Here is a 16,425-nt window from a genome sequence, read left to right as displayed (position 1 = left end):
CGGCTGCCCGGCTAGGCCGCCTGGCTGAGCATCGCCACGATTTTATCGACCGCCAGCAACGTGAGCATCTGGCCGGCGTCGCCGGCGTGCGATGTCACCACCGACGCCAGCAGCGGCGTGATGCCGATGAAAACGCTGCTGACGGGCGCGATAGCGGCCGCGGCGACCGCCGCGATGTCGCCCAGCCGCTCGACCAGCACGCCGAAGCGGCGCCCGCCCTCGCCCTGCAGCACCACCGTGAGCATGTGCTCGCGCTTGCCGCGGGCCGCCACCCCGAGCGCGTGGTGCAGGTCGTAGAGAAGGATGGTGCTGCCCTGGTAGATGGTGGCGCCGCACAGCTTGTCGGACGTGTTGGGCAGGCGCACGATACCGCCGAAGGGGATCGCCTCCACCACGGACGCCGCCGGCACGCCCAGCAGGTAGCGCCCCACGTAGAAGGTGGCGATGTCGACCGTCGCGCCGGCCGGCGCTGGCGCGGCCCTGGCCGCGGCCGGGGCCGCGGCCAGGCCGGTGGCGCCACCATCGTCCTCGGCCTGCCTGCCATCGTCGACGCACAAGGGCACGCACACCAGGGCCAGCAAGGGCTGCCCGGCCCGTCCTTCCGTGCCGCGGTACTCGCGGTAGCCGGACGAGGCCCGCGCGCCCACCGCCAGCACCTGGCCCCCGAGCGCGATCAGGCGCGCCGTGCCGCCGTCCAGCGCCGCCGCGCGCAAGGGCGCCGGCATGCCCGCCCTGGCGCCCGCGACGCGGCTGGCATCGGTCGAAGCGACGACGTTGTCGTCGGCATCGATGAACAGGGCGAAGGCGCCGGTTGAAGCGGGCAAGCCTGCCGCCAGTACGGCATCGAGTTGCGGCGCGCTGTCGAACACCGCGGCGATGCCGCCGCAGCGCTCGCCTGCCTCATTGCGCACTGGCGCGCTGTAGATGTAGGTGGGACGGCCGCCATAGACCTCGGTGGCGGCGAATTCCGACACCACGTAGCCGTCGTCGGCCACCTGCAGCGCGTCGGTGCACCATGCGGCGTCCTGCCGGCGGCCGACCAGGTGCGCCTGCGCCGGCCGCGACACGGCCACCACCACGCCGCTCGCATCGAACAGCAGCAGGCTGTCATACACCGAATAGAGCGCGTTGATGGCGGCCAGGCGCGCGCCCAGCTGCTCCTGGCGCGCGCTGGCGCCGGCATCACCCAGCAGGGAGCGCAGCAAAGGATCGAGCGCCCACCAGCGGCAATCGTTGGCGCGCTCGTACAGATTGCGCTCGAGGATGTTCATCGCCAGCGCGGCGAGGAACTGGCAGTCGTCGAGCTGCGCGCTGACCGTCATGGTCTGCAGGTCCGTGATCGAGCGCGTAAACACGTCCTTCATGCGGGTGCCGGTGCGCACGATCTCGCCCAGCAGCACCTTCGAGAACGCCGGGTTGGCCGCCGCCTCGCCGGCGGCACCCTGGCGAATGTTCGCGTTCCACACGGAGCGATTGAGTTCGCGCTGGATGGCGTCGGCCTGCGCGGGGATCGCTTGCAGCGCGGGCGAAAACGTGGTGGCGCCGCGCAGGATCGTTCGCACCAGGGCGCCATCGGTGGCCGCCGCTCCAGCGCCAGCGTGGGCGCCGTCGTCGTCGCCGCCCTGCTCGAACGCCATCGCCAGCGGCACCAGCACGAGCGCACTCCATCCCGGCGGCCCCTTGTAGCCCTGGAAGCCTTGCGCCACGCGGCGCGCGCTCAGGTAGCTGGTGCCGGCAAAGCGCGTCAGGTGGCCGTCGCCAAAGGGCGCGTTGAGCAGCGCACCCGGGGCCACCTGGTAGGGATCGCTGCTGGCGATCACCCGGCCATCCTGGTCGAGCAGCGTGATGACGCTCCAGTCCCCGGCGCGGCACAGGCTCTCGAAGATGCGCTGGGTTTCATTGTCAAAATCGAAGCACAGAAACAGCGCCCCCAGCACGCTGCCATCGTGCTCGAGCACGGGCGCGCCGTACAGCAGCTGGCGCGATTGGCCGGGGAACATGTCGCTGCGCACCGTCGCTTCGGTGTAGGGCGCATGGCTGGCCAGCACCTGGGCCAGCATGGGATCGCCGATGGTGTCCACCGGGGGCCCGTCCGGCAAGCGCGCCAGCACGGCGCCGGACGGCGCCACCAGGACCACGTCGCGGTAGACCGAGTACAGGCGCACATAGGCCTGCAAGCGCGCGACCATCGCGGCCCGCTCGGGCGCCGGCCCGCGCGGGCCGGCGGCGGCGAACGCGCGTACGGCGTCGTCCATGGCGAGAAAGCCGATGTCGGCCGTGCGCTCGTACAGATTGCGCACGAGAATATCGATCGCCACCTGCGCCTGCGCGGCGATCTCCTGCACGCGCTTGTTAAAGGTGGTCAAGGCAAGATTGTGCAGCAGGCTGGTCGTCAGGGTGGCGAAGGCAGCCTTGGTGTCGCCCATTTCGGTGGTGGTGCCGGACAGCTGGCCCAACAGGTTCAAGACGTCCCAGACCGATTCGAGCGACTTCAAGGTCTCGCGATTCTCGGTTACATGCAGCATGTGCGGCAACATGCGGCGCAATGGCTGGCTGCCCTCACAAGTGGCGGTGAGCATGGTCATTAATTCTGTCCAGAAATAAAAGGACAAAAGCAAGCAATTTTCAGGCCAGCGACTTCGGGTAGGCACGCGCCGCGGGCGCGCCATGGTTGTGCCGCGGCGGCGGGGACGTGGTCGTCTTTGGTGCGGTGCAGGTCCGCGATGGCGTATGCGGGGGCGCCTGGTGCCGGTACATCAGCCGCCGCCGGGGGGGCAGCTGCGGTGGGCAGGGCCATGCCGCGATGGCGGGCCGGGGTGGGCGCGGGCAGCGGGGCACCTCGCGCCCCGCGCAATGATCAGGGGCGCTGCAACTGGCCGATGACGCTGGCGATCTTGGTGGTGATCACATCGACTGCCGGGCCATTGGCGCCGTGCGGCAAAATGACGTCGGCGTAGCGCTTGCTCGGCTCGATGAACTGCTTGTGCATGGGGCGTACCGTTTCCAGGTACTGGCCAACGATGCTCTCGACCGAACGGCCGCGTTCGCTGATATCCCTTTGCATGCGGCGGATGAAGCGCACGTCGGGGGCGGTGTCGACGAAAATCTTCAGCGACATCATTTTGCGCAAGTCCGCATCGTACAAGGCGAACAGGCCTTCGATCACGATGACGGGGGCGGGCTTGACGCGAATGGTCTTGTGGGAGCGGTTGTCGATGGTGAAGTCGTACTCGGGCATGTCGATCGCTTCGCCATTGCGCAAGGCCTGGACGTGCTGCACCAGCAGGGGCCAGTCGAAGGCCTGCGGATGGTCGTAATTCTGCTTGCGGCGCACTTCAGGGGAGAGACTCGACTGGTCGCAGTAGTAATCGTCCTGCATCACGACCGAGACCACATCGGCACCGAACGACGCGAGCACCTGCTGGGAGACTGTTGACTTGCCACTGCCGCTTCCGCCAGCGACCCCAATGACAAACGGAGAGAAGGAATTCTGATTCATCCCCGCATGATACCGGAGCAGCGGCCGAACGGACAGCAGCCGATGGTGGTTTTGCCGCGATTACGGGAGAACGAGAAGTCTTGCCATGGCCGCGCGAACAAGCTTTCCAAACAAGCACCATCGATGATGTCAAGGCGGCCTGGCAACACTATCGCGCCTGGCGGCCTGGCCGTTTCGACTTGAAATAATATACCGACAATAATCGGGACCGACCATAAAAAGCCCCCTGCCGCGATCTGGACTTTATACGATGATTGGTATTAATCACGGGTATCGAATAATATACACGATGACGACGCAGTGTCGCCCGGCCTTGCTTGCCAAAGAATCAACATTGCTGCATATAGTACGTCCGCCCGGCCGATTGCGTGCTATTTACACAATTCCAGCTTGGACATTCCATCGAATTATTACCATTAAGAAACAAATTAATGCTACAATTTGTCTCGACTTAAATGCGCCTGATTACCATTGACGCGAGCGATCGCTGACCTCACATATTGACCAAAGGTCGCAGCACATAACAAACCAAGAGTAATATATTTTTGCTCCAAGGGCCGGAATTCACCCCGATATCGCCGAATCGATGACGATGTTATTAAAAGGATCGTATCGACATGGAGAGCTTCACTACGTGGCAGTCAAGGATTGCCGCTGATGGTTTTCCGAGCGGCGATGACAGTGTCATTTTCCTCGCCTACGAGGCGTCATCGGTACGGCAAGCGACCGCTGCCGGAATGGAATTCCTCGGCACCACCTGGGACGCCAGTGGCGTGCGGGCCAAGGCATTCAGGCGCGTGTCGAGCGAAGCGCAAGTTTTCAGTTGCAAAACCTGCGGAAAAACTGCCAAGGCAGATCAAGGCATGTACTGCTGCGGAAGAAAACGCGTCGCACACGCCTGAGGCCGCAGCCGACCGGCAGATTCTTCGCTGATCACAAGACCAGGCCGTAGCGCGGCTCGCGTTCGGCGGCGATTGCTTTCGCATTTTGCGCCTTCGGTATCGTTTTCAACGTTTCATTGCCTGCGAACGCTTCGAGCAATGACCGGAATGCGTCCGCGCCATGGCGACGGGTGGCGCTATTGTGCTCGGCGCGCGGGCAGACCGGAATGCGGGCCGACGCATCCTGCGCCACCATTGGCATCGGCCCCTTCCCGCCCGGCCCTGCTCATGCCTCTGGCGCCACCCAGACCAGGTTCCACAGGTGGCCATCGATGTCCTCGAAACCCTGGTCATACATGAAGCCATGGTCCTCCGGCGGATGCGGCGTGCGCCCGCCAGCGGCAACGGCCCTGGCGATGAGGGCATCGACTTCGTCGCGGCTTTCGCAGCTCAGGCAGATGACCATTTCATTGGCGTGCTTCGCCTGCGCCATGGGCTTGTCGATCAGGGACTGAAAGAACGGCTCGGTCGTGAGCATGGCTTCGATGGTGTCGCCGACGATCTGCATGAGCGCTGCGTTCTCGCCGCTGAACCGGGCATTGAACGTAAAACCGAGCGCGGAAAAAAAGGCCTTGGATTTGTCCAGGTCCTTCACCGGCAAGTTGAGGATGATCTGCTTGTTCATGGCGTCTCCTTGAGGATCGTGGAAGGGGAAATCAGAACTTTACCGCCACCACCGATGCGGCGCACGCATTTCGATGCGCTTGACGTCGACCGGCGCCTCATCTTGCCTCCATCGTTGCAGCGCGCCGACGCGGTGAAGCGCGATGACTGGCAGCGGCGCGCGGCCCCGCTGCGGCTCAGTGCGGCTCAGTGCGGCTCAGTGCGGCGCTGCCGATGCCGCTACCGGCGGCGGCAAGGTCTGCACCGATGCCTGCTCGCTGGCTTGCAGGCGGCGCGCCGTGGCTTCCGCACCACGCATCACCCGCAGCACGTTGCCGTTGGCCAGTTTGGCCAGGTCCTCGTCACGCCAGCCGCGGCGCGCCAGTTCGACAAACAGGGCCGGATACTTGTCGACCCCGTCCAGGCCCGCCGGCACCAGGTCGATGCCGTCGAAGTCCGAGCCGATGCCGACGCAATCGACGCCGCACACCTTGCGGATGTGCTCGACGTGGTCGGCCACCATGGCAAGCGTCACCGGCGGCATCGGGTGCTGTGCCTGCCACTTTTCCATGGCGGCGCGGGCGCGCTCGGGCTGGCCGATGTACAGGCCGGCAAACGGCGGCGCATTGAAGCGCGCCGCTTCGGCTGCCTGGTCGGCCAGCCAGCGGGCCATCTCGACCGACACGTAGGCGGCATAAAAATTGACCATCACCACGCCGCGGTTGCTCGCCACCATGCGCAAGGTATCGTCCGACAGGTTGCGCGGATGGTCCGCCACCACGCGCGCGCCCGAGTGGGAAAACAGCACCGGCGCCTGGCTCACCGCCAGCGCATCGCGCGCCGTCTCCGCCGACACATGGCTGAGGTCGACCATCATGCCGACCCGGTTCATCTCGTGCACCATCGCCTTGCCGAACGGGGTCAGGCCGTGATGCTGGGGATTGTCGGTGGCCGAGTCGGCCCACGGCGTGTTGCGGCTGTGCGTGAGCGTCATGTAGCGCGCGCCCAGGTCATGCATCTGGCGCAGCATCGCCAGCGAATGATCGACCTGGTGCCCCCCTTCGATGCCGATCAGCGAGGCCACCCTGCCCGCCTTGAACTGGCGCTCGATATCGTCGGCGCTGTAGGCCATGGCCAGCCGGTCCGGGTAGCGCTGCACCATGCGCTTGACCAGGTCGATCTGTTCCATCGTCATCACCACCGCCGCCGGCCCCGTCATGGTCGCATCGATCCACACGGACCAGAACTGCCCGCCCACGCGCCCGGTTTTCATCCGAGTCAGATCGGTCATCAAGGGCACCGTGTCCGCCGGCATGTGGTCAAGCCGCGGCAGCCGCGCGGTGTCGGCGCGCAGGTCGATGTTGTCGAGGCCCAGACCGTAGCGCTCGCGCAGTTGTTCAGGCAGGTCGTTGTGGCCATCGATGACGGGGTGGGCGCCCAGCAGCCGGTCGATGCGGGCCGCAAGCGCGCCATCGCTGGTCTGCGCTGTAGCGGGACTGCACGACAGCGCGGTGGCGAGGGCGAGCATGGCGAGGGATGGGAAGCGGTGCATCAGGGTCCTTGGGGGTCGGGGGGAGCGCTGCGGTGAACAATCGCGTCCGGAAATGGACAACAGCGCTACTGTAACGCAAGCGCCCGCCCCTGCCTGGCTGAACCACAGCACGGGCGCGCGATCTGATGGACACACACAGTGCGTCGCCACGGCAGCGCGTCCCCGCGCCAGGCGGTTGCGGGCCAGTGCGGGTACCCCGTTCACCGGTGCCTGCCGATCAGCAGAATCGTCTCACCAGAAAATCCACAAAGCTGCGCAGTCTGGGCGAGCGATACCGGTCCGGCAGGTAGACCACGCTCATCGGCCGACTGGGCAGTTCGTGCGCGGGGAACAACTGGACAAGACGGCCAGCCCGAACATCGGATTCCAACAGGATCGCCGGTTGCAGCACGATACCCATGCCGTGCAAGGCCGCAACGCGCAGCGCCTGCCCGTGATTGACCTGCAAGCGGCCCGAGACCGGAACGCGGCGCACGCCGTCCTGATCCGTCAAGCGCCAGTGCGCCAGGGCAGCGGGCGAGAACGACAGGCATTCATGGTCGCTGAGATCCTCCGGCTTGCCCGGTGTACCTCGGCGTGCCAGGTAGTCGGGAGAGGCGCAGACCATCAGCCGGTACGGCGCCAGCGACTGGGCGATCAGCGCCGAATCGGGCAACTGGCCGATGCGGATGGCCGCCTCGAATCCTTCCTCCACCAGGTCGACGACCCGGTCGTTCAAGGCGACTTCGATGCTGACCTGGGGATAACGATCGAGATAGTCCGCCAAAGCGGGCATCAGCGCTTCGGTGCCGAAGGTGACAGGCGCGGTGATGCGCAGCGTCCCTGCGGGCGCCAATTGCAGGTTCTGCGCTTGCGCATCGGTTTCGGCAACCAGCCTGAGAATTTCCTTGCAGCGGGCGTAGTAGTCCTCGCCGAAAGCGGTGAGGTGCTGGCGCCGGGTCGTCCGGTGAAGCAGCTGCATGCCCAGGCGCTTCTCCAGCGCCCGCAGGTACTTGCCCGCCATCGTCGCCGAGATGTCACAAGCGACGGCCGCGGCGCTCAGGCTGCCTTTCTCGATGGTCAGGACATACACCTTCATGCCGACGAGCAAATCCATTCGCAACTCCTGATTGTAAATGTATGAATCAAACCGCAGTTTATCTCGCATTGATTCTCAATGAAACTGATGCCGTTCCCGCAAGCGGCGTGGCCAGGCGCTGCTCGGGCAAGCCGCCCTCCAGTACGCACCTGTTTCATTCAAGAGAGAAGACCATGAAAGCCATTGAACTGACCGCTCCCGCCCTCACCGCGTTTCGCCAGACCGAGTTGCCCGACCCGAAGGCCGGCCGGGGCGAGGTGCTGGTGCGCCTGCGCGCCGCCACGCTGAACTTCGTGGATGTGGCCATCGCGACCGGCCACTTTCCCGGCGCGCGCTTCCCGCTGATTCCCGTCGCCGATGGCGCGGGCGAAATCGCCGCGCTGGGCGAAGGCGTCGCCGACCTGGCCGTTGGCGACCGGGTGATCCCGCACTTCATGCCGCACTGGCAAGGCGGAGCCATCACGGCGCGCAATGTGGCCGCCATGCGCGGCGTCACCCTGCCAGGCTCGCTGGCCGACTACGTGGTGATCCCGGCCACCAGCCTGGTCGCGTTGCCGGCCCACCTTGATTTCGTTGAGGGTGCGGCATTGCCCATCGCAGCGACGACCGCCTGGAACGCCGTGCGGTCTGCGTCCGTGCGCCCCGGTTCATTCGTGCTGCTGCTGGGAACCGGCGGCGTGAGCATCTTTGCATTGCAGTTCGCCAAGGCGTGCGGCGCCACGGTGATCCTTGCGTCGTCATCCGATGAAAAGCTCGAGCGAGCGCGCCAGCTGGGTGCGGATCACCTGATCAACTACCGCGCCACGCCGGCCTGGGACGAGGCGGTGCTGAAAATCACGGAAGGACGCGGCGTCGACCTGGTGGTGGAGACGGTTGGTGCGGCAAGCATGGCGCGCTCGCTCAACGCGGCGGCGGTGGGAGGGACGGTATTCACGGTTGGTTTCGTCACCGGCACGGCAAGCGCGATCGACCTGCTGCCGATCATCGTCAAGGCGTTGCGCGTGGTGGGCAACAACACCGGCGCCGTGGCCGACCTGGCGGAGGCGGCCCGGGCCATTGCGGCGCACCGCATCGTGCCTGTCATCGACCGCGTCTTCCATCCCGACGACACCGGCGCGGCCTATGCCGCGCTTGGTGCCGGCGGCAGGCACTTCGGCAAGCTCGCCATTGCGCATTGAGCCCAGGGCCAGCCATTGTCCCGCGCGTGTCGGGCTGCACCGTTGCGCCCTGCCCGGCCATGTTTGAAGTTGCGTGCCCAGAAAACCCATCAGGGTCGGGTATCACTCTTTCCGTTCCCTGAATTCGCCTTCAATCACCGTGTCGTCGACTGCCACGTGCGCACGTCGGCCGCGTGCGGCATCAACGACCGACGACGACACTTTGGCAAATAGCGCGGTCCTTAAGCAGGTAAAGGCAACGACGACGGCCATCGTAGCGCCTGCAAACAGGGCCGCCACAGTTTCACCCTGCATGGAAAAGCGCAACAGGCAAAGTGCGAGCAAGGCGAACGTCAATGGTCGACGCACAGGCTTGGGCAAGAGTCCGACGATGCGTGGCTTGCCATTGACAATCCAGGGGAACCGCGCGAAAACAACGCCAAGCAGCAGGCCTGCGACGAAGCGACTGATGCCGAGATAATCGGCCAATACGCCAACGACAAGCCAGCCGGTATAGGTGATGGTGACGACCAGGGCCGCCAGCGCCGCTAACGCGACGGCGATGCTCAGCCTGGGCATCGCCATCACCGCTCTCAATATAAAACGTAGGATAGCTGTACTCCTGCAAATGAACCATGGGACATCGAGCGCGAATTTTAGCAGGACCCCAGGGCATGGCCGTTCGACACCGCGGATGGCGTGCAGCGCGCGTGCGGGGCCAGTGCTCACCATCGTTCACGGACCGCACCTGGCGGACGACCTGAAATGGCACGGCACTTGGAAACGCGTGCAGGCGGGTACCGGCCGCAATGTTCTGCTCACGGTGCCGGCGGAAAATCGAGGTCCTGAAAATCAACACTGAAATCCGTCAGTGGCGAAATCGCCGCCATTGCCATCCGGCTTGGCTTGCCGTCGGTGCCCAAACTGAAGGTGACGCAGGCATCGGCATCGTAGGAGCGGTTGGTCCACTTGACGATGTAGGTATTGCCGCGAAAATACTGCAGATCGCCGTTCAGCCTGGGGGAGCGCCTGGCGGCGAAATGGCGCTTGTCGCCGGCCTGGCTGATGGTGACGTCGCCGAACCAGGGATCGCGCCAGGTACCGGCCACCAGTGCCGGATCGGGTGCCGCCGCCGCGCCAGTGGCCGGCAACACGCGCGCGGGCGATTGCCTGGCCGCATTGGCCACCCGCTCATCGCGCACCTTGCGCAAGGCGCTGACGCGGTCGGTGGCCGGCACGCCCAGTTAGCGGTCGAGAATGGCAAGGCTGATGGCATTGCAGGCGCCGGACTGCTCCTGCCTGGTCAGGACGACAATGCCCAGCTTGAGCGATGGCACCAGCGAGGAAGCAATGCGGTCATGGGCATCGCACCCCGAGCACCTTGCGGCGAAAAAGAAGGCCGCAGCGGCTTCTTTGCCGAATACAGCGTCAAGATTTGCCATTTGCAGCGTGAGAGCGTGTTTCCACAATCGTGAAGCCGGTGGGGACGGCGCGGGGTCACGTCGCTCCAAGCTGCATCAGTTCGGCCGGCATCCGCCCGCGCCGAGAAGGCCTTGGCGTGCCCTGCCCCCCCGATCAGCCCTGATGAATGTGGTGACCGAACTAGTGTGGCCCACAACCATATTGCATTGACAATCTTTCCATGCGACTATGGCAACGCCCTTGTCGGCATTGCCCATCCACCGCACATATTCACCCACCGTCTGCCTGCGTGCCCTCAACGATGCGAACCTTATTGTTATTCCTGCTGACGCTTGCTGCCACCGCCTTCGCGCAGCCCACCAGTGGCGTCGGCTACCCCAACGTCGCCGCCGCGTTGGCGGCCCTGCAAGCCAAGCCTGGCGTGAGCCTGTCCAGGCAGGGCGGCTGGATGATTGTCGACGACAAACCGGCCAACGCCATCTGGTCATTCACGCCGCCTGGCCATCCGGCCCACCCTGCGGTGGTCAAGCGGACCATCGTGTCGAAGGACGGCATGGTCGGCATCGAGATGACCGCCCTGTGCCAGGCCGCCAAGGGCCCGTGCGACGCATTGATGGAAGAGTTCAAGGGGCTCAATGAACAGATGCGCCAGGCAATGCGCGGAAAATCCGCGACCGCAGCGGCAGGTGCCCAGGCCGGATGGCAAGCATCAAGCGCGCAAGTGCAAGCCGTCGAGCAGCAGAGCCAGGCCTATTTCGCCGCCAAGGATGGCCGCCGCCTCGAGGACGCGTACAAGATGCAGTCCCCTGCCCTGACGCACATGGCGTCGTTCGACAGCTGGCGCAGCGATACCGTAAAAGCGCAGGCAACGATTGGTGCGGTGGTGCGGCGCGATATCAAGAAAATCACCTGGTACAAGGATCCACCCAAGGGCCCACCAGGCACGTATGCAGCGGTCGACTTTTCCAGCGAGTTTGCCAACACGGCGGTGCATTGCGGCTACCTGGTCTGGCGCGAGCAAGGCGATGGCAGCTTTCTGCTGGTGCGTGAAGAAGAAAACTACATCGACAAGGCCACCGAGCAGACATTGACGCCCGAGGCGCGGCAAGGCATCTTGGCCCGATTGGGCTGCAAGGCAATGCAATGAAAGGGCGGCGCTGAGGGATGTCACCCTCCCCGCCCGCCTGAAACATTGGCGCCGCCGTCGCTTAATATTGGTAAAGACTAGCAAGGTTTTCCATATGAACACGATACCGCCACTTCGCCAACGCGGGGCACCATGATTTTTCGGCCGCGCCACCATTCTGCAGTGAGCTCGACAAACGCCACCGATCTGCCAGCCGCAAACACCATCCGTCCCGCCACCCAGGACGATCTTCCCGCCTTGTTTGCCTATCTTGGAGAACAGCTCGCCGAGAATGGTCGAGATGGAACGCCCTTATTTCAGCCGATGCCGCGTACCGATGCCGGTGTGCCCGACGCCATGCGCGAACGGTTCACCCAGGCGATGGCGGCGCCGCTTGATCAGCCAGGCTGGCGGCGCGTGTGGGTGGCCATTGATGCCGGCGACTGCATCGCCGGTCATATCGACCTGCGCGGCTATGGCGAACCGATGGCTGGCCATCGCGCCATGCTGGGCATGGGGGTGCGTCATGACATGCGCCGCGCGCGGCTGGGGCAGCGGCTCATGGAACAGGTGCTGGCATGGGCCCGGCATACGCCACCGCTGGCATGGGTCGATCTTGAGGTGATGACGCAAAACCATCGAGCACGGGCCTTGTATCAGAAGATGGGTTTCCAGGTGACGGGCGAGGTGCCGGACCGCTACCGCATCGACGGGCAGCAGATCGGCGAAGTGTCGATGTGCCTGGCATTGTTCTGAAATCTCATGGCGCTGAGGGCGACCAATCGTTGGCCGGGGGGAAGGCCTGATGTGCGTGCATACATGAGCTCGCCTACCCACAGCCAGCCGAGTCGGCTTCGCTCACTGAGCAAAGAAGCAACTTCGGGTGCGCGTCTGTCCGCGTGCTCAGCCACCAGGCGGGGATGGCATTGCTGAAAACGTGCTTGGGGCCGAAGAACGACCGTTCCGTTGGGGCGAGCATCTGAACGGATGTGTGTTTGTTCGACCTCGCCCCTCGCTTGCCCGCGGGCGATGAAGCCTGCTGCTTGCGGCGGCGCGCGGCAACGCCCAGGCCGGCCAGGCCAAGGCCCAGCAGTGCCATCGAACCTGGTTCAGGTACGTCGGTGGCGTTGACGGTGATGCCTGCCGTGTTGACCAGCTCCCCGGCTGCAATACGCAACTGGATCGTGAAGTTGTTGCTCGACGGGGTGAACGCATCGAACGCCGGCAAGAACGAGGACATTTTCAGGTTGCACCAGTCCATCCTGTCGCCGGTGGTGCTGAGGAAATCGCCGGCACCGGTGATCGGCAGCGCGTAGCTACTCAGTTATCGCCGCTCTTGCCTATCGCAAGCTTGCGACGAATGGTCGACCGACACGCCGCGAGCTGCCGGTAGCGCAGCCCCTCAGCCACATACCATCGGATGCCGGACGCTTGCACAGACCTAAAAATGGGAATTTGCTTAAGCGTCCAAGCACACTGAACACATCAGCAAATGAGACTAGGGTGAGCGTTGTCGTGGGTTACTCCGCCTGCGGCGAACGCCATGATCGATACCAACCACCCCTTGTCTCTGGAAAAAAATGGAATTACTGCACCGCCTTTTTAATGCCGAGCCATTGCTGGCTCTTTTTGCAACTATTGCGCTGGGCTATTTCGCCGGGAAAATCAGGGTCGGCAGCTTCGTGCTGGGCGGGGTTGCCGGAACGTTGCTGGTCGGGGTCGTCATTGGACAGTTGGGCATTCCGCTCAACAGCGGTATCAAAGCGATCTTTTTTGCGCTGTTTATCTACGCCGTCGGATTTCAAGGCGGCCCGCAATTTTTTCACGCTTTAAACAAGCGCTCGTTAAACCAGCTCGCGTCATCGTTCGTCATGTGCGCGACCGGTTTGCTCTGCGTTTTACTCGCTGCCTGGGCCTTTGGCCTCGATCGCGGCCTGGCGGCCGGTCTTGCCGCTGGCGGTCTGACCCAGTCCGCGATCATTGGCACCGCCGGCGATGCGATTGCGCGCCTGGGACTGGCACCAGAAATTGTCAAAACCATGCAAACGAACGTTGCCGTTGGTTACGCCGTTTGTTATATCTTTGGCTCGCTCGGACCCATCATCATGGTCACGTGGTTCTTCCCAACCGTGATGAAATGGGATATTCGTCAGGAAGCAATCAAGCTCGCACAGCGCATGTCGGGTGGCCATGCAGAACTCGAGCCGGGTCAATTCAATTCGCTGCAAACCATCGTGACCCGCGTCTATGACATCACTGCGCAAAGCAAGGCAGCGGGCCAGACGGTACTGGCCATCGACAAACAACTGTCCGACGCTGCCGTCGAGGCTATTTTTCGCAAGGGAAATGCCATTGATCTGTCGGATACCACGTGCGTCGAGGTGGGCGACAGTGTCGCAGTGACCGGCAAGATCGAGGTCATGGAAACGGCCTCCGACTTCTTCGGCAAGGAAGTGCCAGCACCGCCCGGTCTGTCCCTGGTTCAGGAAAGCCGCGAGATCATCATGACCAACCGTGCCCTCAATGGGCGCGAAGTGGGCGATATTCACGATCACGTCGATGTTGAAACTCGTCACGGCGTGTTCTTGAAGTCTGTTACGCGCATGGGGCTGGATCTTCCACTGCTAAACAAACTTCAATTAAAACGGGGCGACGCCTTGCATTTCGTTGGACGCCCGGTCGACCTTGATCGCATTGAATCGAAGACAGGTTACAAAATATCGGCTGCAGCGAGCACCGACTTCGTTTTCTTCGGCATTGGCATGCTGCTCGGCATGCTCATTGGAATGATCGAGTTCAGACTGTGGGGCGTACCGATCTCGATCGGCAGTGGCGGCGGATGTTTGCTGTCCGGTTTGTTCTTCGGCTGGTTGCGCAGCATACATCCAAAATTTTCGGCCTTGCCACCCGGCGCCTCCAATTTCCTGCGTGACTTTGGGTTGGCGGCGTTCGTGGGCATTGTCGGCATCGGCGCCGGCCCACAAGCGTTGACTGCCATCAAGGAGCATGGGCTGACGCTGCTTTTCCTCGGTGCCGCAGTAACGCTGATCCCACAGCTGGTGACCTTCTACTTTTCGTACTACGTCCTGCGCATCCAAAACCCCATCGAGGCCCTCGCTTGCGTGGCCGGCGGTCGCAGTGCCAATCCCGCCCTCGCAGCCTTGCTGGAGAAAACCGGCAATGCCACGCCGGTCGTCGCATTTACGGTGACCTACGCCGTTGCCAATGTGTTTCTCACTTTGTGGGGGCCGGTCATCGTCGGCATCATCACCAAGAATTCCGGATCTTAATCCACTTTAACGAAAATAATATGAAAACACCTGATTTTAGTAAACTGACGCTACTGAGCCCATTTGAACTGAAAGATGAACTGATAAAAATCGCGTCTTCCGATGCGGAGCGATTGATGTTGAATGCCGGACGCGGCAACCCCAATTTTTTGGCGACATTGCCACGCTGGGCGTTTTTGAGCCTGGGCGAGTTTTCGATGCGAGAATCCGAACGTTCATACTCCTACCTCGACAGCGGTTTTGGCGGCTTGCCGGAACATGAAGGGATCGTCCAGCGCTTCGATGCTTACGCCACCCTGCATGATGAAACCGAGGGCGTGCGCTTTCTGCGCCGCGCAATCTCTTTCGTCAAAGATCAACTGGGCCTGGACCGCGATGCATTTCTTTCTGAAATGGTCAGCGCATTCCTGGGCTGCAACTACCCGACACCGCCCCGCATGCTTGAGCATATCGAGCAAATCGTCAAAGCGTATCTAGCGCAGGAAATGTTTGGACCGCTACCGCGGGGCGGCGAATTTTCGGTATTTGCCACCGAGGGCGGCACGGCGGCCATGACCTACATTTTCCAGAGTTTGCGTCAAAATGGTTTGATAAAACCGGGTGACAAGATCGCGATCGCGACGCCGATTTTTTCTCCCTATCTGGAAATTCCTGTTCTCGATGAATACCAGTTGGAGATCGTCCCTATTCGCATGGATGAACATGTCGACTGGCAGCTTCCCGACACTGAAATCGCCAAATTACGCGATCCTGCCATCAAACTGTTTTGCATCGTTAACCCGAGCAACCCGCCATCGACAAAATTGTCCGATGCCGTACTCGACAAACTGGCGCAACTGGTGGCGAACGAGCGTCCCGATTTGTTCATCGTCACGGACGATGTTTACGGAACGTTTGCCGACGACTTCGTGTCGCTGTTCGCGAAATGCCCGCACAACACCTTATGTGTCTATTCTTTTTCAAAATTTTTTGGCGCAACCGGATGGCGCCTCGGTGCAATTGCCTTGCATGACGATAATGTATTCGATGCGGCCCTCGCGGGGTTACCAGAAAATCAGAAACTTCTCCTCGACACCCGCTATGCCTCGCTCACAACAGCGCCGCGCGCTGTGCGCTTCATCGACCGCCTGGTCGCGGACAGCCGTGCCGTTGCCCTCAACCATACGGCAGGCTTGTCGGTACCGCAGCAGCTGCAGATGGCATTATTTGCGCTGCATGGCCTGATGGACCGCCAACATCATTACAAGGAAGCGGCGAAACAGTTAGTCCGCCAACGATATGCCACGCTCTACAGCAATATGGGCGTCAAGGTCGTACATCAGGCAAATGATGTCGACTACTATACTTTGATCGATCTACAGGAAATCGGGGGCCAGTTATATGGACCAGAATTCCAGCAGTGGTTCATCAACAGCGATCTGGGAACGAGTTTTTTGTTCCGGCTTGCTGAGGAAACTGGTGTCGTGCTATTGCCGGGCAAGGGATTCGAGGTGATCGATACGTCGGCGCGGGTGTCACTGGCAAATTTGACCGACAGCGAATATGCCAGCATCGGAAAGTTTACGCGCAAGGTTCTCGACGAGTACAACGAGGATTTTAAGCGCGGTACGGCGGGACGTTAACTTAGAGGGCTTTTACCGGTAGTTGTCAACAAAGATGTCGCGTCAGTTCATGCGGCCAGCTTCAATAATTCAGGCGCAGCCCTTTCTGGATTGAGCCACACCTCGTCCTTCAGTTTCCAATTGCGCGTGGCGCCG

The 16,425-nt window shown here is 62.6% G+C and carries 15 protein-coding genes and 1 pseudogene; 6 read left to right on the top strand and 10 right to left on the bottom strand.

Going from position 1 to position 16,425, the window contains the following annotated elements:
• Window positions 1-11: 11 nt before the first annotated feature.
• A complete protein-coding gene (locus tag ACP7EY_RS20235; protein ID WP_426196810.1) occupies window positions 12-2,585 on the bottom strand; it encodes a chemotaxis protein CheW in 2,574 nt (857 codons plus the stop codon).
• Between the two features lie 272 nt (window positions 2,586-2,857).
• A complete protein-coding gene (udk, locus tag ACP7EY_RS20230) occupies window positions 2,858-3,499 on the bottom strand; it encodes a uridine kinase (RefSeq protein ID WP_426196808.1) in 642 nt (213 codons plus the stop codon).
• A gap of 617 nt (window positions 3,500-4,116) precedes the next feature.
• Here udk and ACP7EY_RS20225 point away from each other — a divergent pair.
• Window positions 4,117-4,401 (top strand): hypothetical protein, encoded by a 285-nt coding sequence (locus ACP7EY_RS20225; protein ID WP_426196806.1) that lies wholly within the window; start codon window positions 4,117-4,119, stop codon window positions 4,399-4,401.
• Between the two features lie 31 nt (window positions 4,402-4,432).
• Here the strand turns inward: ACP7EY_RS20225 and ACP7EY_RS20220 are convergent, their stop codons facing one another.
• The 4 genes from ACP7EY_RS20220 to ACP7EY_RS20205 form a co-directional block, all read right to left on the bottom strand.
• Window positions 4,433-4,642, bottom strand: coding sequence for a hypothetical protein (locus tag ACP7EY_RS20220; RefSeq protein ID WP_426196804.1), 210 nt, complete (start codon window positions 4,640-4,642; stop codon window positions 4,433-4,435).
• A gap of 24 nt (window positions 4,643-4,666) precedes the next feature.
• Window positions 4,667-5,065 carry a VOC family protein gene (locus ACP7EY_RS20215; protein ID WP_426196802.1) on the bottom strand — a complete coding sequence of 133 codons (399 nt, stop codon included), beginning with the start codon at window positions 5,063-5,065 and terminating at the stop codon, window positions 4,667-4,669.
• Window positions 5,066-5,260: 195 nt separating this feature from the next.
• Window positions 5,261-6,595, bottom strand: coding sequence for a dipeptidase (locus ACP7EY_RS20210; protein ID WP_426196800.1), 1,335 nt, complete (start codon window positions 6,593-6,595; stop codon window positions 5,261-5,263).
• 217 nt (window positions 6,596-6,812) lie between these two features.
• A complete protein-coding gene (locus ACP7EY_RS20205) occupies window positions 6,813-7,691 on the bottom strand; it encodes a LysR family transcriptional regulator (RefSeq protein ID WP_426196798.1) in 879 nt (292 codons plus the stop codon).
• Between the two features lie 23 nt (window positions 7,692-7,714).
• Between ACP7EY_RS20205 and ACP7EY_RS20200 the strand changes: the two genes are divergently transcribed.
• Window positions 7,715-8,851, top strand: a complete 1,137-nt coding sequence (locus tag ACP7EY_RS20200; protein WP_426196796.1) for a zinc-dependent alcohol dehydrogenase family protein — start codon at window positions 7,715-7,717, stop codon at window positions 8,849-8,851.
• Window positions 8,852-8,953: 102 nt separating this feature from the next.
• On the opposite strand, the gene ACP7EY_RS20195 is transcribed toward ACP7EY_RS20200, so the two are convergent.
• The 3 genes from ACP7EY_RS20195 to ACP7EY_RS20185 all read right to left on the bottom strand — a co-directional run bounded on the left by ACP7EY_RS20195 (window position 8,954) and on the right by ACP7EY_RS20185 (window position 10,272).
• On the bottom strand, window positions 8,954-9,415 hold the full coding sequence (locus ACP7EY_RS20195; protein ID WP_426196794.1) for a hypothetical protein: 462 nt from the start codon (window positions 9,413-9,415) through the stop codon (window positions 8,954-8,956).
• 233 nt (window positions 9,416-9,648) lie between these two features.
• Window positions 9,649-10,068, bottom strand: coding sequence for a DUF3471 domain-containing protein (locus ACP7EY_RS20190; RefSeq protein WP_426196792.1), 420 nt, complete (start codon window positions 10,066-10,068; stop codon window positions 9,649-9,651).
• 6 nt (window positions 10,069-10,074) lie between these two features.
• Complete coding sequence (locus tag ACP7EY_RS20185) at window positions 10,075-10,272, bottom strand: hypothetical protein (RefSeq protein WP_426196790.1); 198 nt, start codon at window positions 10,270-10,272, stop codon at window positions 10,075-10,077.
• 293 nt (window positions 10,273-10,565) lie between these two features.
• Here ACP7EY_RS20185 and ACP7EY_RS20180 point away from each other — a divergent pair, with 293 nt between their 5' ends.
• Entirely contained in the window at window positions 10,566-11,399 is an 834-nt protein-coding gene (locus ACP7EY_RS20180; RefSeq protein ID WP_426196788.1) for a DUF4019 domain-containing protein, read from the top strand.
• Window positions 11,400-11,531: 132 nt separating this feature from the next.
• Window positions 11,532-12,134 carry a GNAT family N-acetyltransferase gene (locus tag ACP7EY_RS20175; RefSeq protein WP_426196786.1) on the top strand — a complete coding sequence of 201 codons (603 nt, stop codon included), beginning with the start codon at window positions 11,532-11,534 and terminating at the stop codon, window positions 12,132-12,134.
• Window positions 12,135-12,417: 283 nt separating this feature from the next.
• On the opposite strand, the pseudogene ACP7EY_RS20170 reads toward ACP7EY_RS20175, so the two are convergent.
• Window positions 12,418-12,501, bottom strand: a pseudogene (locus ACP7EY_RS20170) (IPTL-CTERM sorting domain-containing protein); the annotation flags it as partial.
• Between the two features lie 457 nt (window positions 12,502-12,958).
• Between ACP7EY_RS20170 and aspT the strand changes: the two are divergent.
• Window positions 12,959-14,668 carry an aspartate-alanine antiporter gene (gene aspT / locus ACP7EY_RS20165; RefSeq protein WP_426196784.1) on the top strand — a complete coding sequence of 570 codons (1,710 nt, stop codon included), beginning with the start codon at window positions 12,959-12,961 and terminating at the stop codon, window positions 14,666-14,668.
• Between the two features lie 20 nt (window positions 14,669-14,688).
• Window positions 14,689-16,290: a bifunctional aspartate transaminase/aspartate 4-decarboxylase gene (locus ACP7EY_RS20160; protein WP_426196782.1), complete on the top strand. Its 1,602-nt coding sequence runs from the start codon at window positions 14,689-14,691 to the stop codon at window positions 16,288-16,290.
• The last annotated feature ends 135 nt before the right edge of the window (window positions 16,291-16,425 follow it).

The organism is Massilia sp. DWR3-1-1, from assembly GCF_049898325.1.
In the GTDB taxonomy this organism is placed as follows: domain Bacteria; phylum Pseudomonadota; class Gammaproteobacteria; order Burkholderiales; family Burkholderiaceae_D; genus JAFCUW01.
This window is presented reverse-complemented; position numbering and strand designations above follow the sequence as displayed.